The organism is Arthrobacter gandavensis (assembly GCF_015355785.1).
GTDB lineage: Bacteria > Actinomycetota > Actinomycetes > Actinomycetales > Micrococcaceae > Arthrobacter_B > Arthrobacter_B gandavensis_A.
Genome location: NZ_JADKYW010000006.1, coordinates 28,984 through 53,080 on the forward strand (window position 1 = coordinate 28,984; position 24,097 = coordinate 53,080).

Below are 24,097 nucleotides of genomic sequence, written 5' to 3' on the forward strand. Positions count from 1 at the left end.
CCGTGCTGGCCAACGGGGGCACCCATCTGTCCGGACCGGTGCTGGTCATCGGCACCGGCCTGCTCGGCGCGAGCATCGGCCTGGGCCTGCGGGCCCGCGGCATCGACGTCGTGCTCTCCGATATTTCCCCCTCAACCGCCGCGGTGGCAAAGGACATCGGCGCCGGGCGCCTGCTCCAGGACGTGGAGCCCGGCTTCGATCCCCAGCTGGTAGTCGTCGCTGCGCCGCCGGACGTGACCGCGTCCCTGGCGGCGCAGGCCCTGGCCGACTGGCCGGACGCCGTCGTCGTAGACATAGCGAGCATTAAAGCCGCTGTCCTGGCTGACCTGCGGGCCACCGGGGCGGATCTGTCCCGGTACGTGGGCACGCACCCCATGGCCGGCCGGGAAAAGTCCGGACCGGTGGCGGCGCTGGGGAACCTGTTCACCTCCATGCCCTGGGTTATCTGCGCCGCAGAGGAGAGCTCCCCGGAAGCCGTGAAGACGGCGGAGGCCCTGGCGATCGACCTCGGTGCGGTGGTTTCACGGATGGATGCCGAAGACCACGACGGTTCGGTGGCGCTGATCAGCCACCTGCCGCAGGTCATGTCCTCCCTGGTGGCGAGCCGGCTGCAGGACACCCCGTCTCCTGCCCTGGCGCTTGCCGGCAACGGGCTGCGGGATGTCACGCGGATAGCCGCAAGCGACCCCAGGCTCTGGGTCCAGATCCTCAGCGGCAACGCTCCGCGCCTGGTCAGCATCCTGCACGGGGTGCGGGAGGACCTGAACCGACTGATCAATACGCTCGAAAACCCCTCCGCCGACGGCGCGCGCCTGGACATGGCCCAGCTCATTGCGGAGGGAAACACCGGGCAGGCGCGGATTCCGGGCAAGCACGGTGCGCCCCCGCAGTCCTTTGTCAGTTTCACCGTCCTGGTGGACGACACCCCGGGGCAGATCGCCCGGCTCCTCACGGAGATCGGTGAAATTGGCGTGAACCTGGAAGACCTGCGGCTGGAGCATGCCTCCGGACGCCAGGTTGGACGGGTGGAAATCTCGGTGCTGCCGAGCAAGGTGCATGGCCTGGTCAGTGAACTGACCACGCGCGGCTGGAAGGTAGTTCAGTGATGACAGAGCAGGACCCGGCACAGTTCCGGCTGGGCAAGCCCCTGGTGGTGGCAATCGACGGACCGTCAGGCTCCGGCAAGTCCAGCATCAGCCGTGAAGTGGCCCGCAGGCTGCACGCCAACTACCTGGATACCGGCGCCATGTACCGGGCGGTCACCATTGCCTGCATGCGCGCAGGGATAGACCTGGCCGACGCCGTGGCCGTTGAAGCCGCAACCCGGAACGCGGACATTGAACTGAGCACGTCACCGGATGCCGAGCGGGTGCTGGTCGGGGGAGAGGACGTCACCTTGGCGATCCGCGAACCCGAGGTCTCCTCCAACGTCTCCGCCGTGGCCACCACCCTTGGCGCCCGCGCCGAACTGGTGCGCCGCCAGCAGCAGCTCATCAAGGACTCCGGTCTGCGGATCGTGGCCGAAGGCCGGGACATCACCACCGTGGTGGCGCCCACCGCCGAGGTGCGCATCCTCCTCACCGCCTCCGAGGAAGCGCGCCTGCGCCGGCGGGGCGTCCAGCTGGGGGGTTCCCAGTCCGCTGCGGCGCTGCGGGAGCAGGTCCTTACCCGCGACGTTAAGGACTCGACCGTGGTGAACTTCCAGCAGGCAGCCGACGGCGTCATCACCGTAGATTCCTCCGACCTGGATTTCGAGGAAACGGTCCAGGCCGTGCTGGATGTGGTTTTTTCAAGCACGCACTAAGTACTGACGGCAGGCGGACAGCCGGGACTCCAATGGGGTCCCGGCGCCTTGCCGTGTTTCAATGGACTGGTGGCCGTACGGGAATTTCCGTGCCGGCACCCCAACACTTACCCGGGCTGAACGTCCGGAGACGGCCGTGCGCAGCTGCGCCGACGGCCTCAACGGAAAGAAAGCAATAGTTTATGAACGCCAACCCGACCTTTGACGGTGACTCCGAAGAGTACATTCCGGCAGGCGAGGACCAGATCGACGAGCGGCTCGCGGCCCTCGACGACGACGAAGCGAACCTGCGCGCCGAAACCCTGCGCGCCGGGCTCTCCGATTACGAACTCGACGACGAAGACGCCGCCCTGCTGTCCGGCGGCTACGACGAATACGACGAGGACGCCCCGCTGCGCCTTGACCCCGTCGTCGCGATCGTGGGCCGGCCGAACGTGGGCAAGTCCACTCTGGTGAACCGTATCCTCGGCCGCCGCGAAGCCGTGGTCGAGGACACGCCGGGCGTCACCCGCGACCGTGTGTCCTATCCGGCCACCTGGAACGGCGTGAACTTCACCCTGGTAGACACCGGCGGCTGGGAGCACGATGCCCGCGGCATCCACGCCCGCGTTGCCGACCAGGCTGAAATCGCTGTCGACGTGGCCGACGCCGTCATGCTGGTGGTCGACGCGACGGTCGGCATTACCGCCACCGACGAAGCAGTCGTGCGCATGCTGCGCAGCAAGGGCAAGCCGGTCATCGTCGTCGCCAACAAGGTGGATGACATCCAGAACGAAGCCGACGCCTCGGTGCTGTGGGGACTGGGCTTCGGCGAACCGTACCCGGTCTCGGCACTGCACGGCCGCGGCACCGCGGACATGCTCGATGCCGTGCTGGACGTGCTGCCGGAGTACTCCGCCTACGGCGGCCTTGAATCCAGCGGCGGCCCGCGCCGCATCGCGCTCATCGGCCGCCCGAACGTGGGCAAGTCCTCCCTGCTGAACAAGCTGGCCGGCAGCGACCGCGTGGTTGTTGACGACCTCGCCGGAACCACCCGGGACCCGGTGGACGAGCTGATCGAACTGGGCGGGCGCACCTGGCGCTTCGTGGACACCGCCGGCATCCGCCGCCGCCAGCACATGGCGCAGGGCGCCGACTTCTACGCCTCCCTGCGTACGCAGGCCGCGCTTGAAAAAGCGGAGGTCGCCGTCGTGCTCCTGGCCGTTGATGAAGTCCTCTCCGAGCAGGATGTGCGCATCCTGCAGCTCGCCATCGATTCCGGCCGCGCACTGGTCCTGGCGTTCAACAAGTGGGACCTGCTCGACGACGAACGCCGCCGTTACCTCAAGACCGAGATCGAGCGCGACCTGGCCCACGTTGAGTGGGCTCCGAGCGTCAACATTTCCGCCAAGACCGGCTGGCACAAGGACAAGCTCGTTCCTGCCCTGGACCTGGCCCTTGAAAACTGGGACAAGCGCATCCCCACCGGAAAGCTGAACGCGTTCCTCGGCGAGCTCGTGGCAGCGCACCCGCACCCCGTGCGCGGCGGCAAGCAGCCCCGCATCCTGTTCGGCACGCAGGCGTCCTCGCGCCCGCCGAAGTTTGTCCTGTTCACCACCGGGTTCCTGGATCCGGGCTACCGGCGCTTCATCACCCGCCGCCTGCGGGAGACCTTCGGCTTCGAGGGCACGCCGATTGAGGTTTCAATGCGCGTGCGTGAGAAGCGCGGCAAGACCAGCAAGCGCTAGCAGGCGTTAGCACGGCCGCCGGCCCCGGAGCCAATGTGAACTCCGGGCCGGCGCCGATGCTGGGAAAACGCCAACCATGATGTAGAGTATTTGAGTTGGTTCGGCCGGAAACAAACCGTCCAGGCGGATCAGCGGAACGGGTTGTGGCGCAGCTTGGTAGCGCACTTGACTGGGGGTCAAGGGGTCGCAGGTTCAAATCCTGTCAACCCGACAGATACAGGAAAAGCCTCGGCGGACATCGTGTCCGGCCGGGGCTTTTTTGTGCCCCCAGTGCCGGGCTTCCCTCACATCGCTGCGGGTGGCTCCCGGGTGGCCACGGGAAGTCACGGGAGCAATGCGGTGTGGAACTCACGGTCAGCAGAACCCCGAAGGTCCCGTCAGGACCGGACCGGCTCAGCCTCAAACTGCCGAACCAGGGTCCGGACAGCGTCCCGCCCGGCCCGGTTTCCTCCGACGGTGGACTGCGAGGGCCCGAAGCCGATCAGATGGACGCGCGGATCCGCGGCGGCCACCGTACCGTGAACCTCTATTCCGCCGCGCTCATTGCGCAGCCGGAGCGGGTCAAGATGTTCCAGCGACGGCTTAAAGCCCGTGGCCCACAGGATGGCACCCACGCGGGTCAGGGAGCCGTCAGCCTCCCGCACTCCCTCCGGCTCGATGCCGGTGAACATCGGCCGCCGGGCCAGCGCACCGCGTTCCTTCGCGGCCAGGGCATACGGTGTCCACAGCAGATCCGTGTAGGAGACCACGCTGCCGGTGGGATTGCCCGCCTCCACGTCCGCCGCAACCCGGGACACCACATCCTTCCCGGCCTCCGCATCGAAGGAGCCGTCACGGAAAACCGGTTCCCGCCGGGTGTACCAAAAGACCTTGGCCACCCGGGATATCTCCTCGAGCTGCTGGACGGCCGAGATTCCGCCGCCAACGACGGCGACCCGCTGGCCGGCGAATTCAGCCGGCGACGCATAGTCCCGGGTATGGAGCTGGCGGCCGGTAAAGCCCTCGCGGCCCGGATATTCGGGCACGGTGGGGTTGTCCCAGGTTCCGGTGGCATTGATGACGGCCCGGGCGGCCCAGGTTCCGGCGTCGGATTCGACCAGGAGGTCACCGTCGGGTCCGGCGCCTGCGGGACGCACCGTGATGACTGTGACCGGACGGAGGATCGGAAGCTGCAGGCGTTCCTCGAACGCCGCGAAGTATTCGGGCACCGCAATCCGGGCTGGGGCCCCGGGATCGCCAGGGGCCTGCCGGAACCCCGGAAGATCGAAAATGCCGTTGACGGTTGCCATGGTCAGCGAATCCCAGCGGTGCAGCCAGGCACCCCCGGGTGCCGTCCCGGCATCGAGCATTACGAAGCTTCGCTCGGTGTCCGCGTCGGTCAGGGCATTGGCAAAGCCTCGCCGGGCCAGGTGGTAGCCGGCAGAAAGGCCAGCCTGTCCGGCCCCGATGACCACGACGCCCGCCTTGCGGATGCAGCCGGGGCCGGTTTCGGCCTGTTCCCCTGGTGGGAAGGCGGGGGTATGCATGCGGTAACTCCTCGGGTACTGGGGACACTGGGTAAATGCCTGAAGGCAGGCAAACATTCCCTTTCGCTGCGGCGGGAGTGCTGTACAGCGCGTTCCCGGGCAGGAAAGATTAGGCGCATGTCCTGGAGTACACGCGAACTGGCCGATCTTGCCGGCACCACTGTGAACACCGTGCGCCACTATCACCGGCTGGGACTGCTGGAGGAACCGGACCGGCGTTACAACGGTTACAAGCAGTACGAGGTGCGGCACCTGGTGAGCCTGCTGCGCATCCGCAGGCTCGCCGTCCTGGGCATTCCACTGTCCCAGCTGGGCAGCGCCGCGGATGCTGCCCGGGGAATGCCGGAAATGCTGCGCGAAGTGGACGCCGAACTCCAGCAGCGCATTGAATCGCTGAACCAGGCGCGGGCGCACATCGCCGCGATCATAGAACACCAGGCACCGGTGGACGTGCCGGCGGGCTTCGAAGCGGTTGCTTCCCGTCTGTCGGAGAGTGACCGGTCAATCGTTCACCTCATGACCCGGTTTTATGACGAGAAGGCGCTGGAAGACATCCGCAAGATGTCCGCGGATGAATCGGATGACACAGGGCCGGAGATGGATAACCTGCCCGCCGACGCCGATGAGCAGACCCGGCAGGCGCTGGCCGAGCGGGTTGCCGAGATCATCGTGAAGCACCTCGTCAACTATCCCTGGCTCAGAAATCCTGCCCCGCACCTGCCCAAGGGCCGCCAGGCCAGCATGCAGACCTTCGGCCATGCGCTGGCGGAGCTGTATAACGAGGCCCAGCTGGACGTGCTGTTCCGCGCCAATGTGATCGCTGTGAAGACGATGGAAGCCGCGCAGCCGCAGGAGGGCGAGGGGAGCATGCACAGCCCCGAGTGAACTACGGCCCGCCCGGAGATCCTAGACGACCACCAGGTCCTGTCCCGAAGGCTTGTTGTCGGCGAGCGCCGCACTCTGGATGGCCGGGTCCTCGTAGGTGTTCCAGTAGTAGGTCATGGTCTTGGACGAGAACAGGCCGGTGTAGATGGTCTTCTCGAAGTCTCCGCTGCCCATCGCCGCGCTGCCCTCCACCATGGCTACCTGCTGCAGCGTGTGGAAGGCGCGGCTGACGTTGTCCGCCTCGCCGGTCTTCTGCGGATAGTGGGCGTTCACGTAGGCCGCCCGGACGAAGCGCGACGGCGAGTAGTAGTCACCGGGAATGCCGCGCATCAGCGAGCCTGAGCCGAACGGGGTCAGGTGCGCCTGGTTCAGCACCACCTCCTCGGGGAACTCCGATGACAGGTTGAGGTAATTGCGCAGGTTTTCATGGTGCCAGGTGAATCCGGGCTGGTTTGCCAGGACATCAACATCGTCATGGAAAACCTGCATGCCCGTGCCCGTGTATTCCACGACGATGGACCGGTTCGCGTCACCGATGATCCAGTGCAGCAGCGAACTCGGATACTTGTTATTGATGGGTCGGTCCACAATGGCAACGCTGCCCAGTGCTGCTTCGACCTCGTCGACGCTGGCGAACTGGGCGGCTACCCACAGCGGGAACTCAAACGCGGCCACGTTGACCGCGCCGCCCACCGGGTCCGGAGCGTAGCTGGCATATCCAGGAAAATTCAGTCCGGCCACTGCTAGGCCGGCGTCGTTACCGCAGTCGAAGTAGAGCGGGGTGTCTTCCTCCACAATGCCCATGCCGATGACCGCGTGCCTGATTTCCCGGACAGCGCCAAACGGTGACTTTGGCGTGTAGCCGGTGGGCGTGACAACCACCCGTTCGCCGTAACCGAATGTCCAGTCCAGGTTGCGTGCGAGATAGAGGTTGCCGCTGCCGTCCGTGTACCGAATGCCTGTGCACATGCTGATGCTCCCTGTTCCTGGAATGTCGCTCGTCCTCCGGCGAGCTTTCAGGGTAGGCCTGTGGGACGGGTCTGCGGGAGGGACGCCGGGCATTCGGGAGGCCCTGCGTCCGGATCGCCCGGGGTACGTGCCGTTGAGGTGTCCCCGGGAGGCTTTGCCCAAAGGGTTTGACCCTGTTCCGGGAACACGGTTTCTACTGGCTTCCACGAGCCGGGGGATAAGCCCCCGGCTACGAAGACTAGGAATCAGTTCGATGAACCCCACCCAGGAACTCGTCCACAACTTTCAGGAGCTGCTAGGCCAGGTGCCTGAGTTCATTCAGCCCTTCATCCTGCTGCTCGCCGCCGCCGTCCCCTTCCTGGAGGGTGAAGTGGGCGCGATGCTTGGCGTCGTCGGCGGGCTAAACCCCGTCCTTGCCGCCACAACGGCCGCCGTCGGCAACTTCGCCAGTGTGGCGCTGGTGGTGCTTCTGACCTCCCGGGCGCGCGCCGCCGTCACGAACCGGGTGGATGCGCGGGCAGAAGCCGCGGCGGCCGCAGCGGGCGGCACTTCCACTTCCACTCTGGTCGCGGTGCCCACAGCAAAACCCGAATCGAAGGGACGCCGCCGCTTCAAGCGCTGGCTGGTCCGCTTTGGCGTTCCGGGGGCGAGCATCATGGGTCCGTTGGCCATCCCCACCCACTTCACGGCATCGATCCTCGTGGCGGGCGGTACCCCGCGCGGCTGGGTACTGCTCTGGCAGGGCGTAGCGATCGTTATCTGGACCACGATCTCCACGGTCCTCGCCTGGGGCGCGCTTCGGTTCGTCGTCGGGGCCTAGGAACCCAGGGCGGCCACATCGCGGGCCACTGCATTTATCCGGCCGTCGAACTGGTGTCCGCCGGTGTCATGCCGGCGGACTACCGCGCCGGGAAGAAGGGCTTCGTAACGGTCAAGGTGCTCGATCGGCACCGTGCCGTCATCCCGGCAGTGGTGCAGGAAAACCGGGAGGCCCGGCGGCAGCGTGAACCCCACCGGTAGGGCATACTCACCCTGCCAGCCTTCCGATCCCCAGAACGGTGCAGCCAGCAGCACCATCCCCAACGGCATTGGGTCCGGAGGGATAGCCGCGAAGCGCAGCAGCGCCATTGACGATCCGAAGGAATGCCCAACGATCACGGTATCCGGACCCAGCGGTTCCAGCGCCGCGTCGAGGCCGGCAAGCCAGGCCTCCGCGGTCATCTCATCATCCGGAAGGCGCGGCATGGACACCGGCACCTTCAGCCATGAGCGCAGTTCCTCCGCGATTGGCTGATCGTCATTCCATCCGCCCGCTCCATGCAGGAACAGAACCTCCACGGCCTACCACCCGCTTCCCTTCGATCTCCTCCCACTGTCCCGCATCAGCCCGGCCGCCAACAGGGGTACAGCAAAGTGCCCGCGTTCGGCTGCACGGAGCCAAATGGCCGGAGCTCTGAGTCCGGCGTCACAATTCCCGAATTTGGACGGTGTCCAGCATTATGAACTGGTGACGAACACAGACTTGATTCCCGCGGACGGCACGGGTGCCGTCGAACCCGCTGCCCGGCGCCGTGCGCGCGTCCGAACCTATGTGGCGCTTTTCGCCGGCGTGCTCATCGCCAACGCGGTGCTCTTCGGCTGGGGCCTCGCGGAGGGGTGGTGGCATCCGCACGCCTCCAGCCTGCAGATCATCGCTGCCATCTCGCAGATCAACATCCTGTTCTCGATCCTGCCGCGCCAGCACTGGATGGTGAACCTGCTGTCCTTCCTGGCCACCAGGGCACCCACGTCCTGGCCACTCCGACTCCGCTGGCGGCTGGCGCAGTACTACCACGTGGGCGGACTGCACGTAGGTGGCGCCATCGCAGGAACCCTCTGGTACGTGGTCTACGTTGCCGAGCTGGCTCCGGCCTGGGCCGACGGGGAAGCGGGGTACGACGACGCTTCCCTGGCCATCGCCGTTACCGTCTGCCTGGTGCTGCTCACCATCTGCGCGCTCGCAGCACCCGGGTTCCGCACCCGCCACCATGACGTCTTTGAGGCGTCGCACCGGTTCGGCACCTGGACCGTTCTGGGCCTGGGCTGGGCGAACACCACGATCCTCGCGCAGCTGCAGACCCCCCAGCGCGCTTTTGGCGAGGCACTGCTCGCGTCACCGATCTTCTGGATGCTGGTGGTCTCCACCGGCCTGGCGCTCTGGCCCTGGCTGCTCCTGCGGAAAGTGCCCATCACCACCGAGCGGCCGTCGAGCCACACGATCATTGTCCGGCTGGACCACGGCTTTGTTCCGCCTGTCGGCACCACCCGGGCCATCAGCCGCCACCCACTGCTGGGCTGGCACCCCTTTGCCTGCATTCCGGCCGCCGCAGGGGAGAGCGGCTATCGGATGGTCATTTCCCGCGCCGGCGGCTGGACCAGCCAGTTCATCGAAAACCCGCCGCCCCACGTGTGGGTCCGCGGTATCCCAACCGTTGGCGTTGCCAACGCCAAGCGCCTCTTCAACCGTGTGCTGTACGTTGCCACAGGCAGCGGCATTGGCCCTGCCCTTGGGCACCTGCTCACGGACACCCGGGGAGCCCGGCTGGTGTGGGTCACCAAGACTCCGCGGGCCACCTACGGAGACGGACTTGTTGATGAGGTGGAGAAAGCCCAGCCGGAGGCCGTTATCTGGAACACCAGCAAACAGGGGAAACCGGACGTGTTTGAACTGTCCTATGAAACGTTCGAGGCTTCCGGGGCCGACGCCGTCATCATCGTTTCCAACAAGGTCGTTACCGGGCGTGTGGTGAGTGAATTCGAACGCCGCGGCATCCCCGCCTTCGGACCGATCTGGGATTCGTGAAACTGCAGGCGTGCCGCCACCGGGTGTGAACTGGTAGCTTCGGCTTCCACGACCCGAGGAGTGTAAGCCATGCAGACACGGCAGCAGCGGCGCGGACGTGTCTCGGCGGTGGCCGCGTCCGCCGCTGTACTGGCCCTCGCCGCCTGCAGCGCCAGCGACCGGACAGCGCCGACGCCGGCCCCGGCGGTCTCCACGGCGACGCTCTCCGAGCCCGAGACCATCAGCACCGGGCTGCAGTCGCCGTGGTCCATCGCGTTCCTGGAGAGCACCCCGCTGGTTAGTGAACGGGACACGGGCCGGATCCTGGAGCTCGACGGCGACGGGAACCAGCGCGAAGTAGGGATGGTCGACACGCAGGGACGCGGTGAAGGCGGTCTGCTGGGCATTGCCGTGCACCGGCGCTACCTCTACAGCTACCTCACCGCCGGAAACGAGAACCGGATCGAACGCCGGCAGCTGCGCGGAGCGCCGGGAACCCTCAGCCTGGGCGAGCCGGAGCAAGTGCTCGCAGGTATCCCGGCCGGACCGGTGCACAACGGCGGCCGCCTCGCTTTCGGCCCGGACGGGATGCTCTATGCCACAGCCGGTGACGCAGGCAACCGGGACAGTGCCCAGGACACTGGATCACTCGCGGGCAAGATCCTGCGGCTGATGCCCGACGGCGGTGTCCCCGGGGACAATCCGTTCCCCGGGTCTGCGGTTTACAGCTACGGACACCGCAACCCGCAGGGTATCGCCTGGGACAGTGAAGGAACGCTGTACGCCAGTGAATTCGGCCAAAACACCTGGGATGAACTGAACGTCATTGAACCCGGAGGAAACTACGGCTGGCCGGACGCCGAAGGGATCGCGGGGCAGGAGGGGTACATCGACCCTGTCCAGCAGTGGGAGCCTTCCGCAGCCAGCCCCAGCGGCATCGCCGTACTGGGGAACTCGGTCTTCATCGCCAATCTGCGCGGCGAGCGTTTGCGGGAAGTGCCGCTGCAGGAGCCGGGCAGCGCCGTCGAACATTTGACCGGCGAAGGACGGCTGCGCGATGCCGTCGCCGCCCCGGACGGCAGCCTCTGGGTCCTGACCAGCAACACGGACGGCAGGGGCAGGCCGGGCGCTGAGGACGACCGCATCCTGCGGCTGGACGTCGTGCCGTGAACCGCCGCCCTCAACATTTCCGCGGCGAGGACGTACGCTGTCCGGCACCGTCATGACATCTGCCTGTACCAGTGAGGGGAACATCCGTGCCTGAAGTAATAGTTGCCGGAGCCGGGCCTACGGGGATTTTCCTGGCCACCGAGCTGCGCCTGCACGGCGTGGACGTGGTGGTCCTTGACAGGGAGCCGGCGCCGAACACCGTCATCCGCGCCCTGGGCCTGCACTCCCGCAGCATTGAAATCATGGACCAGCGGGGACTGGGCGGGGAGTTCGCCGCTGCCGGCACGCGGTATCCGCTGGACGGTTTTTTCGCCGGTATCCTCCGCAGCGCACCCGAACTGGACACCACCCACCCCTACGTGCTGGGGATTCCGCAGACAGAAACGGAGGCCGTGCTGACACGCCGTGCCCTCGAACTCGGCGTCGGGATTCGCCGCGGCAGCGAGATAACCGGCCTGGCGCAGGACGGTACGGGCGTCTCGGTGACACTGGCAGACGGCACTGAGCTCCGGGCCCGGTACCTGGCGGGCTGCGATGGCGGCCGCAGCACAGTCCGGTCCCTGGCCGGCATCGGTTTCCCCGGGGAACCCAGCAGACGGGAATTCCTGCTGGGTGAAGTGGAACTCACGGCTGCGCCGGAACACGTGGCCGCCGTATCCGCCCGGGTCCGTGAAACCCACCGCGACTTCGGTGCCGGCCCTGCCGAAGGCGGCGCCTTCCGGGTGGTGGTTCCTGCTGACGGTGTCGCTGAAGACCGCGCGGTTCCACCGGAGCTGGAGGAACTGAAGAAGCAGCTGCGGGCCTACGCCGGGACGGACTTCGGTGCCCACTCCCCGCGCTGGATCTCCCGCTTCGGGGACGCCACCCGGCTGGCCGAGGCCTACCGGTCCGGCCGGGTATTCCTGGCCGGGGACGCGGCGCACGTCCACCCGCCGTTCGGCGGACAGGGGCTGAACCTTGGCCTGCAGGACGCCCTGAACCTGGGCTGGAAACTTGCCGCCGCGGTGAACGGATGGGCGCCGGAAGCCCTGCTGGACACCTACTTCACCGAACGGCACCCGGTCGCAGCTGATGTCCTGAACACCACCCGCGCCCAGTCCGAGCTGGTCTCCACTGGCCCGGGACCGCAGGCCGTGCGGAAGCTGCTAACCGAACTCATGGAGTTCGACACCGTGAACCGGCACCTGATCGGCAAAATCACGGCGCTGGACATCCGGTACGACTTTGGGCCAGGTCCGGAACAGCTCGGGCGCCGACAGCGGGATGTCCAGCTGGAGGAGGGCACGCTCTACCAGCGGATGCACACCGGACGGGGGATCCTGCTGGCCCGGACTGGGGAGCTGCTGCTGGAAGGCTGGGAAGACCGGGTGGACCAGATCGTGGAACCCGCATGGGAACCGCAGACACCATCCATGCTGCTGCGGCCGGACGGACATGTGGCCTGGCTGGAAGATGAGCCCGACTACGACGGCGGGCCTTCGTCCAGGAGCCAGGCGGACCTGGTGGATGCGCTGGAAACCTGGTTCGGCCCGCCGAGTCTGCCCAGTATGGTTCAGCTGACCGAACTGACCTGAAGAAGACCCGGCGTCGGAAGCGCCCGCCCAAGAAGGAGCGGATCATGACCGGTGGAATACTCGCGTTCGGGATCTCCCTCAATGTTCCGGACCCGGTTGCCTCTGCCGCCTTCCTGCGGCAGCACTTCGGCTTCCTTCCAGAAATGCAGGACGAAGGGTTCATCTCCCTTAAACATCCCGACGGCGAGCCGAACATCGTATTTCTGCGTACTGGTCTTCCCACCTTCAAGCCAGCGGAGATTGCCGGCCGTGCGCGCGACGGACTCCTCCTTGTGCTGGTGGTCGATGACCTGGAGGAGCGCCACGGGCGCCTGGCAGCTGCGGACGCCGACGTCGTTGCCCCACCCGAGACGGAGCCCTGGGGCGAACGCTTTGCCCAGTACCGGGATCCGAACGGCCTCATCATCCAGCTCGTGCAGTGGGTCTGACCGGGCCGGGAAACTAAGCCCCTGCCGGCGCCCACACGGTTTAGCCAGGAGCGGAAACAGTTCCCGCAGCGCATCTGCCGGGACGCCCTCCAACGGCTGGTGACGGCTGGCAGGTGTTCTCCGGCCGGGAGGTGGATCCACTGATGCAATGACGTCGTTTAGAACCTGGATGCATAAACCATTGTTGCAATAACGTCGAATTGAGTCGCAGAAGACAGCGCCAATACATCAGAGGATGAACGGCGGGGCCTGAAAGCAGCGGCAATGCGTCAATGGATGAACGGTCCAGCCGGGCGGTTAAGGAGCCGGTCTCTCCGCCCGCACAATCTCGCCCCGGCCCCGACCCGGCCCGGCCCGTCCCCGCCCCGCCCTGCCCCGGCCTGGCACCGGCCCGGCGCAGCGTCGCCCACGCACCAAAAGCCCAAAAGCTGCGGAGGTCAGGCCAAGGCTGCGGAGCACGGCATCCGAATCTTCGAACGCAGGGGCCGCCCAAGTCAGGCGGGCAATGACGGCCAACGCAGGGCCCGGCGTACGGGGCCGGACGCTGGGAGGAGATCCGCTGTGCCGCAGACGGCTCATAACAGGTAGGCTAAGACAGCCGGTAAGGCACGAACGGTAAGTGAGTGTACATATGGCCAGTCGCCTCAGGGGCGGGTTGGCCGGTTCTTTTTGGGGAGGAAACACCATGGCGGGCGAGGAACACAACGCCGCACGAGCGGATGATCAGCGTGGCTTCAGTGCGGAGGACACGACGTCGATCAGCCTTCCGCCTATCTCCGATGCCACAACGATCGAACCGAAGCTCAGTGCGGACGAGCGGGCCGCCGTAGCGGCACTCCCGGCCGGGTCCGCACTCCTCATCGCCCACACCGGGCCCAATGCCGGCGCACGGTTCCTGCTGGACCAGGACGTGACGACGGCCGGGCGCCACCCCAACGCGGACGTGTTCCTGGATGACGTAACGGTTTCCCGCAAGCACGTCGAGTTCCGCCGCACTCCGGAGGGCTTCCGGGTGGTGGACTCGATGAGCCTGAACGGTACATACGTCAACAATGACCGCGTGGACAACCTCCTGCTGCGCACCGGCAATGAAGTCCAGATTGGAAAGTTCCGGCTCACCTTCTACGCTGCGCGCCCGGCTGCCGGCACGGCCTAAGGGCGGACGCGTATGCCAGGACCAGAGGCGGCGCGGCGGGCCATCGGCTCCGCTGCGGAGCGGGCGCGCCCGCGTGTACTCAACATCGGCCAGGTCCTCGCGGACCTGAGTGCCGAATTTCCCGGCATCAGCGCCTCCAAGATCCGGTTCCTGGAAGAAAAAGGACTGGTTTCCCCGCAGCGGACCGCCGCCGGATACCGGAAGTACACCTCCCAGGACGTCGAACGGCTCCGCTTTGTCCTGGCCCTGCAACGGGACCAGTACCTGCCGCTGAAAGTCATCAAGGACTACCTCGATGCCGTTGACCGCGGAGAACGTCCCGAATCCCTGCCGGGGGGACTCACGCTGGCGCCCCGTGCGGTATCGGACCAGCTCGCCGGAGAACTGGCCGCCCGGACCCGTACCCGCCTGCTCTCGTTCGAAGAGCTCGTTACGGAATCGGGTGCCTCAGCTGAACTGGTTCGCAGCCTGATCAGTTTCGGTCTTATCAGCGCACCAGAGCAGCAGTATGATGAACACGCCCTGAAGGTCACCAGGGCCTGCCGCCAGCTCGAGGCCCACGGCATCGAACCGAGGCACCTGCGGCCGTTCAGGGCGGCAGCGGACCGGGAAATGGGACTAGTGGAACGTGCCATTGCACCCGTTGCCTCGCGGCGGGATGTTGCCTCGCAGGCGAGGGCCGCCGAGGCGGCCCGGGAGATCAGCGACCTATGCCTGAGCCTGCACAGTGCCCTGGTCCACGGACAAATAGCCCGGATGGAGAGCTGAAACCGATGCAGGAAGTCGAAGTGGTGGGCGTTCGGATCGAACTCCCGTCCAACCAGCCCCTGGTCCTGCTGAAGGAAACGGAGGGGGAGCGGCACCTGCCCATCTGGATTGGTGCACCCGAAGCAAGCGCCATAGCCTTTGTGCAGCAGGGGATTGTTCCGCCGCGTCCCATGACCCATGACCTGATGGCAGCCGTGATCAAGGCGCTGGGCCGCCGGGTCACCGAAGTTCGACTGGTCTCCGTGGAAGACACGGTCTTCCACGCCGAGCTGGTGTTCGACGACGGCACGCGGGTGGGGTCCCGCGCTTCCGACGCGATCGCCGTCGCACTTCGGGTTCCGTGCCCCATTATGTGTGCCGAGACCGTCCTGGAAGAGGCCGGGGTGCGAATTACCGAGTCCGATGCCGAGGACGACGAGGATGAAGCCGAGAACGCCGAGCAGGAGCTGCGGCAGTTCCGGGAGTTCCTCGCCGACGTCGAACCCGAGGACTTTGAGCGCTGACGGATTCGACACGATCCAAAAAATACCCGCCGCATCTTTGACCTTGCCCGTGCACGGATCTAACGTCGAAGCATAGAGTTCCCATTGCGCCGATGGGTTACCGGAGACACACTAGGAAAACTGCAGGCACCAGTGCCTGCAGGACCCAGGTCCAGCAGGGCACGGTCGGTCCGTCTCCGCTTAGGTAACCAAGCGGCTTCAGACGTTGCGGGGACCAATACTAGGAGGAACAGTGAGTCCGAAAGGCGATGCCGGCGAACACCGCGCTGCAGCACCCGGAAAGGTTCTGCCGGCAAGTGCCCAGGGACTGCTGTTCACCGAAGACCTGCCGGTTCTTGATAAAGACGCCGGTTACCGCGGACCTACTGCCTGCAAGGCAGCAGGCATCACGTACCGCCAGCTCGACTACTGGGCACGCACCGGGCTGGTGGAGCCCGCGGTCCGCGGAGCTTCCGGATCCGGGACCCAGCGCCTCTACAGCTTCCGGGACATCCTCGTCCTGAAGGTCGTGAAGCGCCTGCTTGATACCGGGGTGTCCCTGCAGCAGATCCGTACCGCCGTGGAACACCTGCGCGAGCGCGGCGTGGAGGATCTTGCCCAGATCACCCTGATGAGCGACGGCGCGAGCGTCTATGAATGCACGTCCGCGGATGAAGTCATTGACCTGGTCCAGGGCGGACAGGGTGTCTTCGGGATCGCCGTCGGCCGGGTGTGGCGTGAAGTTGAGGGCAGCCTGGCGCAGCTTCCCAGTGAACACGCAGATGATCATTCTTTCCCGGAAGACGAGCTCAGCCGCCGCCGGGCTGCACGCAAAATCAGCTAGTTTCGAGGTTCTCATGCGAAAGGCCGCTTTCCCGGGAGGGAAGCGGCCTTTCGGCTGTCCGGCGTCCTGCTGCGGGGACTAGTTCGCGGGCCTCCGCATGACCCGGTTGCGCACGCTCCCGGTCTGCACCAGGTTCTTGAGCAGCGCGTCGAAGGATCCTGCCGCCTGCTTGGCGGAGTCACCGGGCCAGTGGTGGACCGAGTGGGCCGCGCCCTGGATCTGCTGCCAGTTGGCGTGCTCGGCAATATTCGGCTCCATCAGCAGGTCGCCGAACATCTGCTTCATTTCGGCAAGCCGGAAAGTGTGTTCGTTGGAGGTGGGACGCACGCGGTTGGCGACGATCCCCGCGGGAGCGAGGTTCGGTGCGAACTCCTGGCGGAACAGGTCCAGTGCGCGCATGGTCCGCTCGGTGCCGGCAACGGAGAAAAGTCCGGGTTCGGCGACCAGCAGTACCCGGTTGCTCGCGCTCCACGCCATCCGGGTCAGCCCGTTCAGGGACGGCGGGCAGTCAATCAGCACCAGTCCGTAGCCGGTTACCTTTCCCAGGAGGGTGGAGAGGCGGCGGAGGTCCCGTTTGCCAAGGTCCGGACGGTCATAGATGCCGGAGTAGGCGGAACCCATGGCCACGTCCAGCAGGAGACGGCGCTTGGGATCGCTGCCGGGCTGTTTGCGGGCCGTCTCTACCCAGCCGCTGGGCACTGCGTTGGCGGCGAGGTCTGCCCGGCGGGCGCTGCGGAGCATGTCCCCGATGCCCAAGCTGTCCCCGGGCGACACAGCCAGACCGGTGGTGGCATCGGCATGCGGATCCAGGTCAACTACCAGGGTAGGGATGCCGGCTGCCAGGGCAGCTGAGGCCAAACCCAGCGTGACGGAGGTCTTGCCGACGCCGCCCTTCAGGCTGCTGATGCTCACTACTTGCACTTGTTGAACCAAAACCTAACGTGTCGAGGGATCACGGGCGCCGGGTCCGTGCCGGGGAACCGTAATCATTCTATGTGACACAACCCGACAGGCCCGGCAGGCGCGGGTTTGCACATCTGAGCCGTGCACTGAACTATGTTCGATGTGATGTGAATTACCCGCTTGCCGAATGATCGGGCCGTGCAGAGACTGAAGACACAGCGATATACGGCCCGTTCCATCCCGACGCAACGACGCAGGAGTGCAATGTTCTCGAAGATCCTGGTAGCCAACCGCGGCGAAATTGCCATCCGTGCGTTCCGCGCGGCCTATGAACTTGGGGCCAAGACCGTTGCCGTCTTTCCCTATGAGGACCGCAATTCGATCCACCGCCAGAAGGCCGATGAGGCCTACCTGATCGGAAGCGAAGGGCATCCTGTCCGCGCGTACCTCGATGTAGACGAGATCATCCGTGTAGCCAGGGAATCCGGCTGCGACGCGATTTACCCCGGCTACGGTTTCCTGTCCGAAAATCCGCAGCTGGCCCGCGCGGCCAAGGCGGCAGGCATCACCTTCATCGGCCCGGACGCAGATGTCCTGGAACTGGCCGGGCATAAGGTCCACGCCATCAATGCGGCCCGCGAGGCGGGGATCCCGGTCCTTCGCTCAACCGCTCCGAGCGCTGACGCCGAAGCGCTGCTGGCCGAGGCGGAAGAGATCGGATTCCCCATCTTCGTCAAGGCAGTGGCCGGAGGAGGCGGCCGCGGCATGCGGAGGGTGGATACCGCCCATGACCTGCCCGACGCGCTGAAGGCGGCCATGCGGGAAGCTGACACCGCGTTCGGGGATCCCACCGTGTTCCTCGAACAGGCGGTACTGCGCCCCCGCCACATCGAAGTGCAGATCCTGGCGGACAACGACGGCAACGTGATCCACCTCTTTGAGCGTGACTGCTCCCTCCAGCGCCGGCACCAGAAGGTCATTGAGATTGCGCCGGCGCCGAACCTGGACGAGGGCATCCGCCAGGCACTGTACCGCGACGCCGTGGCGTTCGCCAAGTCCCTGAAGTACGTCAACGCCGGCACCGTCGAATTCCTGGTTGACACTATCGGGGAGCGGGCCGGACAACATGTCTTTATCGAGATGAACCCGCGCATCCAGGTGGAGCACACGGTGACCGAAGAAATCACCGACGTTGACCTGGTTCAGTCCCAGATGCGTATTGCAGCAGGCGAGAACCTGGCCGACCTCGGACTGGTGCAGGAGGACCTGCAGATCAGGGGAGCGGCGCTCCAGTGCCGCATCACCACGGAGGACCCGGCCAACGGTTTCCGTCCGGACGTAGGCAAGATCAGCGCGTACCGGTCCGCCGGCGGCGCAGGCGTGCGGCTGGACGGCGGCACGGTATATTCCGGTGCGGACATCAGCCCGCACTTCGACTCGATGCTGGTGAAGCTCACCTGCCGCGGACGCACCTACCCGGCGGCCGTCAATCGCGCACGCCGGGCACTGGCAGAATTCCGCATCCGCGGAGTGTCCAGCAACATTTCGTTCCTGCAGGCGGTCCTGGAGGACCCGGATTTCGTGGCCGGCGACGTCGCCACTTCCTTCATCGAAGAACGTCCCGAGCTGCTCAATGCCCGTGGTCCTGCGGACCGCGGCACGAAACTGCTGAACTGGCTCGCCGACGTCACCGTCCACAAGCCCCACGGTGAGCTGCAGGCACGGATCGACCCGCGGGAAAAGCTGCCAGCGGAGCTTCCGGAGCCGAAGCCGGGATCGCGCCAGCGGCTGCTGGAACTTGGCCCGGAAAAGTTTGCCGCCGCACTGCGCGCGCAGCAGCCGCTGGCTGTCACCGACACCACCTTCCGCGATGCCCACCAGTCCCTGCTCGCCACACGTGTGCGCACCCGCGATCTGGCGGGGGTAGCCCCCGCCGTCGCGGCGCTGACCCCAGAGCTGTTCTCGGTCGAAGCCTGGGGCGGTGCCACCTACGACGTCGCTCTCCGCTTCCTGGGCGAGGATCCGTGGGAGCGGCTGGACACCCTGCGCCAGGCGCTGCCCAACATCTGCATCCAGATGCTCCTGCGCGGCCGGAACACGGTGGGATACACGCCATACCCCACCGAGGTCACCGACGCCTTCGTGGAAGAGGCTGCCGCGGCCGGCGTCGACATCTTCCGTATCTTCGACGCACTGAACGACGTCTCGCAGATGGCCCCGGCCATTGAAGCCGTCCGCCGTACCGGGACAGCCGTCGCCGAGGTGGCGCTCTGCTACACGGCGGACATGCTCGACCCCCAGGAGAAGATCTACACCCTGGACTACTACCTGGGCCTGGCCCAGCAAATGGTCGACGCCGGTGCCCACATCCTGGCCATCAAGGACATGGCGGGACTGCTCCGTCCCGCGGCCGCCGCGAAGTTGGTAGCGGCCCTGCGGGAACGGTTCGACCTGCCGGTCCACCTGCATACGCACGACACCGCCGGCGGCCAGCTCGCCACGCTGCTCGCTGCGGCGGAAGCGGGCGTAGACGCCGTCGACGTAGCCAGCGCAACTATGGCCGGCACCACCAGCCAGCCGTCGGCATCCTCCCTGGTGGCCGCCCTGGCACACACGGAGCGGGACACCGGGCTGGACCTGGCAGCCGTGAGTTCCCTGGAACCCTACTGGGAAGCCGTGCGCCGGGTCTACGCACCCTTTGAGTCCGGCCTGGCCGGACCCACCGGACGGGTCTACCGCCATGAGATCCCCGGCGGGCAGCTCTCCAACCTCCGCCAGCAGGCCATTGCCCTGGGCCTGGGGGAGCGCTTCGAAGCTATCGAGGACATGTATACGGCATCTGACCGGATCCTGGGCCGTCTGGTCAAGGTCACTCCTTCCTCCAAGGTGGTGGGCGACCTTGCCCTTCAGCTCGTGGGCAGCAACGTCTCCCCGGAGGACTTCGAAGAGAATCCGCAGAACTACGACATCCCCGATTCGGTCATCGGTTTCCTCAGCGGAGAGCTGGGTGATCCCCCGGGGGGCTGGCCGGAGCCTTTCCGGACCAAGGCGCTCCAGGGCCGGAAGCCCAAGGCCCGGCAGGTTGCGCTGACCGAGGTGGACAGCCAGGGGCTGGCCGGGGACTCCGCCACCCGGCGGGACACCCTGAACCGGCTGCTGTTCGCCGGGCCGGCCCGTGAGTTTGCCACAGTGCGGGAAACCTACGGGGACCTGTCCGTGCTGGACACCCGGGACTACCTGTTCGGGCTGCGCACCGGGGTGGAACACGTGGTCGAGCTTGAAAAGGGCGTCCGTCTCATCGCCACCCTGGAAGCGGTGTCCGAGCCGGATGAGAAGGGTATGCGCACCGTGATGACCACGCTCAACGGCCAGATGCGCCCCGTCATGGTGCGCGACCGCAACGTGACGACGGACGAGAAGGTCTCCGAACGTGCCGACCCCGCCCAGCCGGGCCACGTCGCTGCACCGTTTGCCGGGGCCGTGACCGTGACGGTGGAGGAAGGCGCACAGGTTGGGGCCGGGGAGACAGTCGCGACGATCGAGGCCATGAAGATGGAGGCATCCATTACGGCTCCCGTTGCCGGTACGGTCACGCGCCTAGTCGTCAGCGGCGTGCAGCAAGTGGACGGCGGTGACCTGCTGGTGGTTATCGAGCAGGGCTGAGGCAGCAGGGACAACGCACACCGGGATGCCGGAACCGGCGCCGATAGACTGGGAGGGTGACTCATTACGATCTCGCCATCATTGGCTCCGGCTCCGGCAATTCCCTCATCACCCCCGACTGGGACGACCGCAAGGTAGCCGTTATTGACGGCGGTACCTTCGGTGGTACCTGCCTGAATGTGGGCTGCATTCCCACGAAAATGTTCGTCTACCCGGCGCAGCTCGCCACTTCTGCAGCCGAAGCGGCTCGGCTGGGAGTGGACCAGCGGGTTGACAAAGTCCGCTGGCGCGAAATCCGGGACCGCATCTTCGGCCGGATCGATGCGATCTCCGAGGGCGGACGCCGCTACCGGGACGAAGAGCTGGAAAACGTCACCCTCTACAGCGAGTATGCGCGTTTCACCGGCCCGCACCGGCTGGAGACAGCCTCCGGGAAGGAAATCACCGCCGACCAGATCGTGGTGGCAGCCGGTTCCCGGCCCATCCTGCCGGACATTCCGGGAATGGACCTGCCGCAGGTGCACACATCGGACACCGTCATGCGCGTCGAAGAGCTGCCGGGACGTGTCCTGGTCCTGGGCGGCGGCTACATTGCCGCCGAGTTCGGCTTCGTCTTCTCGGCCTTCGGATCCGAGGTGACCATGGCCGTGCGGTCGGGTGCGCTGCTCCGCGCCCAGGACGAAACCGTTTCGGAGCGCTTCACCGCCGCAGCATCAGGCCAATGGGACGTCCGGCTGAACACACAGCTCACCTCCCTGGCAGAAAACCCGGACGGGTCGGTCCGCGCCGTCCTGCACGGACCGGCCGGAACCTCGGAGCTCGACGTCGACCTGGTGCTGGTTGCCACCGGCCGGGTCCCGAACACGGACCGCCTGGACCCCGAGGCAGCAGGCCTGGACGTGGAAGCGGACGGTCGCCTGGCCGTGGACGAATACCAGCGGGTGCTCAGCGGAGGCACGCCGGTTCCCGGGCTGTGGGCCTTGGGGGACGTGAGCGGGGCCGACCAGCTCAAGCACGTGGCGAACCTGGAAGCACGTACGGTGGCCCACAACCTGGTCCACCCCGATGACCTGCAGGCCTCCTCCCGCCGTTTCGTTCCCTCGGCCGTGTTCAGCCATCCGCAGATCGCCTCCGTGGGCCTGACCGAAGCTGAGGCACGCGACTACGCCCTGGGCAACGGCATGGACCTGGTGATGGCGGTGCAGGAATACGGTTCGACGGCGTACGGCTGGGCCATGGAGGACAGCACCGGATTCGTGAAGCTGCTCGCGGACCGAACCACCGGGCAGCTGCTGGGTGCCCACATTATGGGCCACGAGGCGTCCATGCTGATCCAGCCGCTGATCCAGGCCATGGCCTTCGGGCTCGACGCGGCCGCCATGGCACGCGGCCAGTACTGGATCCATCCGGCACTCACCGAGGTAGTGGAAAATGCGCTCCTGTCCCTGGGAACGAACCCCCAGGGCATCGCGCTTCGGCCTTAAAACCGCAGGCCCAGACGCCAGAGAGGCGGAAGTCCCGGGATGAACCGGGGCTTCCGCCTCTCTGTGCCCAGGCCGCGCGGCGGTTAGACCTTCTGGCCGGAATAGATGTCCTCGACGACGTCGGAGAAGTCCTTGAGCACCTGGGCGCGCTTGATCTTCAGGGAAGGCGTCAGGTGTCCGCTGGATTCGGTGAAGTCCGTGGTGACGACGCGGAATACCTTGATGGCCTCAGCCTGGGACACGGCCTTGTTGGCGCGGTCCACCAGGGCCTGCAGCTCGTCCCGGAGCTGCTGGGACTGTGCCGCTTCGGCCACCGTGGTGGAAGCCGGCATGCCGTGGCGTTCCAGCCATCCCGGCAGCGCTTCCTCGTCGATGGTGATCAGCGCGGAGATGAAGGGCCGCTGGTCGCCGACGACGACGCACTGGGAGACGATTGCGTCCGCGCGGATAGAGTCTTCCAGCATCGCCGGGATGACGTTCTTGCCGCTGGCGGTGACGATGATTTCCTTCTTCCGGCCGGTGATCCTCAGGAAGCCGTCGGAATCGAGCTGGCCGATGTCGCCGGTACGGAACCATCCGTCAGCGAAGTTCTCGTCCGTGAGGTCCGGGCGCTTGAAGTAGCCCTTCATCACGCTGATGCCCTTCGTCAGGATTTCGCCGTCCTCGGCGATCTTCACGGCATTGCCCGGCAGGGGTGCGCCTACGGTGCCGATCTTGATCAGCTGCGGGGTGTTCACGCTGATCGGTGCCGTGGTTTCAGTCAGGCCGTAGCCTTCAAGGACCATGACGCCGATTCCGTCGAAGAAGTGGCCCAGCCGGTCGCCCAGCGGAGCGCCGCCGGAAATGGCGTACTGGACCCGTCCGCCCATGGCGGTGCGGATTTTCGAGTAGAGGAGCTTGTCGAACAGCGCGTGGCGGAGCTTCAGCCCCAGGGGCACCTTGCCCGTTTCCTTGGCCTTGGAGTACTCGATGGCGGTCTTGGCTCCGGCGTGGAAGATCTTGCCCTTGCCGCCGTCCTCCGCCTTCAGCATCGAGGAGTTGTAGACCTTCTCGAAGACGCGGGGGACCACCAGAAGGAAGGTGGGCTTATAGCTCTGCAGGTCCGGGAGCAGGTTCTTCACGTCCGGCGTGTGGGCGACGGTGGATCCGGCCGCGACGGCGAGCACGGAAATGAACCGCGCGAAAACGTGTGCCAGGGGCAGGAACATGATGGTCTGGGCGCCCTCCTTGGCAACTTCGGGCAGCGCTGCCGTCGAATTGCGGGAGAGGTTGACGAAGTTGCCGTGCGTCAGCTCGCAGCCCTTGGGCTTTCCGGTGGTGCCCGAGGTGTAGATGATCGTTGCCGTATCCGCCAGGCTGGCCGAGGACCGGCGGGATTCAAGTTCCTCGTCCGTGACGTTTGCGCCGGCTTCGCGAAGCGCGTCGAGTCCGCCGCCGTCGATCTGCCAGACGTTCTTCACGGCAGAGAGATCCTCATCCGCACCTGCCTGGCGCACCACGTTCTCGTGGCGGGCGGCCTCCACCACCACGCCAACCGCCTCGGAGTCACCGAGAATCCATGCGACCTGTGCGGGGGAAGACGTCTCGTAGACGGGAACCGAGACTGCTCCGGCAAACCAGATCGCAAAGTCCACCAGGGTCCATTCATAGCGGGTGCGGGCCATGATGCCGACCCGGTCGCCCTGTCCGATGCCGCTGGCGATGAGGCCCTTGGCAATCCGGGAGACATCAGCGAGGAACTCCGTGGCGGAGATGTTCTTCCACTCATCACCGGTTGAACGCACGGCGAAGAGGGCCGGATTGGAAGGCTTGGCGGCCTGTTCCAGAAGCAGATCCGTAGTGTTCGTCTCCGGTGGTGATTCCCCCAGGACTGGAACGCTGTATTCGCGCACG

At 66.2% G+C, this 24,097-nt stretch carries 20 protein-coding genes and 1 tRNA gene; 16 read left to right on the forward strand and 5 right to left on the reverse strand.

Annotation, left to right across the window (positions count from 1 at the left end):
- The first annotated feature begins 2 nt into the window (after nucleotides 1–2).
- From ITX31_RS11940 to ITX31_RS11955, 4 genes are all read left to right on the forward strand, one after another.
- Nucleotides 3–1,106 carry a prephenate dehydrogenase gene (locus ITX31_RS11940; RefSeq protein ID WP_416354818.1) on the forward strand — a complete coding sequence of 368 codons (1,104 nt, stop codon included), beginning with the start codon at nucleotides 3–5 and terminating at the stop codon, nucleotides 1,104–1,106.
- Nucleotides 1,106–1,804: a (d)CMP kinase gene (gene cmk / locus ITX31_RS11945; RefSeq protein ID WP_194783673.1), complete on the forward strand. Its 699-nt coding sequence runs from the start codon at nucleotides 1,106–1,108 to the stop codon at nucleotides 1,802–1,804. Before ITX31_RS11940 ends, cmk begins: the two co-directional genes overlap by 1 nt.
- Nucleotides 1,805–1,986: 182 nt before the next feature.
- Nucleotides 1,987–3,531 carry a ribosome biogenesis GTPase Der gene (gene der / locus ITX31_RS11950; RefSeq protein ID WP_194783674.1) on the forward strand — a complete coding sequence of 515 codons (1,545 nt, stop codon included), beginning with the start codon at nucleotides 1,987–1,989 and terminating at the stop codon, nucleotides 3,529–3,531.
- A 137-nt stretch (nucleotides 3,532–3,668) separates the two neighbouring features.
- Nucleotides 3,669–3,742 (forward strand) — tRNA-Pro (locus tag ITX31_RS11955).
- Between the two features lie 166 nt (nucleotides 3,743–3,908).
- Here the strand turns inward: ITX31_RS11955 and ITX31_RS11960 are convergent.
- Nucleotides 3,909–5,057 carry an NAD(P)-binding domain-containing protein gene (locus ITX31_RS11960; RefSeq protein WP_194783675.1) on the reverse strand — a complete coding sequence of 383 codons (1,149 nt, stop codon included), beginning with the start codon at nucleotides 5,055–5,057 and terminating at the stop codon, nucleotides 3,909–3,911.
- Between the two features lie 117 nt (nucleotides 5,058–5,174).
- On the opposite strand from ITX31_RS11960, the gene ITX31_RS11965 reads away from it, so the two are divergent.
- Complete coding sequence (locus tag ITX31_RS11965) at nucleotides 5,175–5,942, forward strand: MerR family transcriptional regulator (protein ID WP_194783676.1); 768 nt, start codon at nucleotides 5,175–5,177, stop codon at nucleotides 5,940–5,942.
- A gap of 21 nt (nucleotides 5,943–5,963) precedes the next feature.
- On the opposite strand, the gene bsh is transcribed toward ITX31_RS11965, so the two are convergent.
- Nucleotides 5,964–6,911 carry a choloylglycine hydrolase gene (gene bsh / locus ITX31_RS11970; RefSeq protein WP_194783677.1) on the reverse strand — a complete coding sequence of 316 codons (948 nt, stop codon included), beginning with the start codon at nucleotides 6,909–6,911 and terminating at the stop codon, nucleotides 5,964–5,966.
- A 253-nt stretch (nucleotides 6,912–7,164) separates the two neighbouring features.
- Here bsh and ITX31_RS11975 point away from each other — a divergent pair, with 253 nt between their 5' ends.
- Nucleotides 7,165–7,731 carry a small multidrug efflux protein gene (locus tag ITX31_RS11975; protein ID WP_194783678.1) on the forward strand — a complete coding sequence of 189 codons (567 nt, stop codon included), beginning with the start codon at nucleotides 7,165–7,167 and terminating at the stop codon, nucleotides 7,729–7,731.
- Here ITX31_RS11975 and ITX31_RS11980 read toward each other — a convergent pair.
- Nucleotides 7,728–8,249: an alpha/beta fold hydrolase gene (locus ITX31_RS11980; protein WP_194783679.1), complete on the reverse strand. Its 522-nt coding sequence runs from the start codon at nucleotides 8,247–8,249 to the stop codon at nucleotides 7,728–7,730. The genes ITX31_RS11975 and ITX31_RS11980 overlap by 4 nt on opposite strands.
- 169 nt (nucleotides 8,250–8,418) lie before the next feature.
- On the opposite strand from ITX31_RS11980, the gene ITX31_RS11985 reads away from it, so the two are divergent.
- The 8 genes from ITX31_RS11985 (at nucleotide 8,419) to ITX31_RS12020 (ending at nucleotide 16,154) form a co-directional block, all read left to right on the forward strand.
- Nucleotides 8,419–9,753: a hypothetical protein gene (locus tag ITX31_RS11985; protein ID WP_194783680.1), complete on the forward strand. Its 1,335-nt coding sequence runs from the start codon at nucleotides 8,419–8,421 to the stop codon at nucleotides 9,751–9,753.
- A gap of 69 nt (nucleotides 9,754–9,822) precedes the next feature.
- Nucleotides 9,823–10,902, forward strand: a complete 1,080-nt coding sequence (locus ITX31_RS11990) for a PQQ-dependent sugar dehydrogenase (RefSeq protein ID WP_194783681.1) — start codon at nucleotides 9,823–9,825, stop codon at nucleotides 10,900–10,902.
- A gap of 86 nt (nucleotides 10,903–10,988) precedes the next feature.
- On the forward strand, nucleotides 10,989–12,476 hold the full coding sequence (locus ITX31_RS11995) for an FAD-dependent monooxygenase (protein WP_194783682.1): 1,488 nt from the start codon (nucleotides 10,989–10,991) through the stop codon (nucleotides 12,474–12,476).
- 44 nt (nucleotides 12,477–12,520) lie between these two features.
- Entirely contained in the window at nucleotides 12,521–12,904 is a 384-nt protein-coding gene (locus tag ITX31_RS12000; protein ID WP_194783683.1) for a VOC family protein, read from the forward strand.
- 685 nt (nucleotides 12,905–13,589) lie between these two features.
- Nucleotides 13,590–14,060, forward strand: a complete 471-nt coding sequence (locus tag ITX31_RS12005; protein ID WP_194783684.1) for an FHA domain-containing protein — start codon at nucleotides 13,590–13,592, stop codon at nucleotides 14,058–14,060.
- A 12-nt stretch (nucleotides 14,061–14,072) separates the two neighbouring features.
- Nucleotides 14,073–14,828, forward strand: coding sequence for a MerR family transcriptional regulator (locus ITX31_RS12010; protein WP_194783685.1), 756 nt, complete (start codon nucleotides 14,073–14,075; stop codon nucleotides 14,826–14,828).
- 5 nt (nucleotides 14,829–14,833) lie between these two features.
- Complete coding sequence (locus ITX31_RS12015) at nucleotides 14,834–15,331, forward strand: bifunctional nuclease family protein (RefSeq protein WP_194783686.1); 498 nt, start codon at nucleotides 14,834–14,836, stop codon at nucleotides 15,329–15,331.
- Nucleotides 15,332–15,563: 232 nt separating this feature from the next.
- Entirely contained in the window at nucleotides 15,564–16,154 is a 591-nt protein-coding gene (locus ITX31_RS12020) for a MerR family transcriptional regulator (RefSeq protein WP_194783687.1), read from the forward strand.
- 78 nt (nucleotides 16,155–16,232) lie between these two features.
- Here ITX31_RS12020 and ITX31_RS12025 read toward each other — a convergent pair whose 3' ends face one another.
- Nucleotides 16,233–17,075 (reverse strand): ParA family protein, encoded by an 843-nt coding sequence (locus ITX31_RS12025; protein WP_194783688.1) that lies wholly within the window; start codon nucleotides 17,073–17,075, stop codon nucleotides 16,233–16,235.
- Nucleotides 17,076–17,321: 246 nt separating this feature from the next.
- On the opposite strand from ITX31_RS12025, the gene ITX31_RS12030 reads away from it, so the two are divergent.
- Both ITX31_RS12030 and ITX31_RS12035 read left to right on the forward strand, forming a co-directional pair.
- The gene (locus tag ITX31_RS12030) at nucleotides 17,322–20,720 is read left to right on the forward strand and encodes a pyruvate carboxylase (protein ID WP_194783689.1); all 3,399 of its coding nucleotides are present in this window, start codon (nucleotides 17,322–17,324) and stop codon (nucleotides 20,718–20,720) included.
- 56 nt (nucleotides 20,721–20,776) lie between these two features.
- Nucleotides 20,777–22,204 (forward strand): mycothione reductase, encoded by a 1,428-nt coding sequence (locus tag ITX31_RS12035; protein WP_194783690.1) that lies wholly within the window; start codon nucleotides 20,777–20,779, stop codon nucleotides 22,202–22,204.
- Between the two features lie 83 nt (nucleotides 22,205–22,287).
- Here ITX31_RS12035 and ITX31_RS12040 read toward each other — a convergent pair whose 3' ends face one another.
- A complete protein-coding gene (locus ITX31_RS12040; protein ID WP_194783691.1) occupies nucleotides 22,288–24,096 on the reverse strand; it encodes an AMP-dependent synthetase/ligase in 1,809 nt (602 codons plus the stop codon).
- Nucleotide 24,097: the final 1 nt, after the last annotated feature.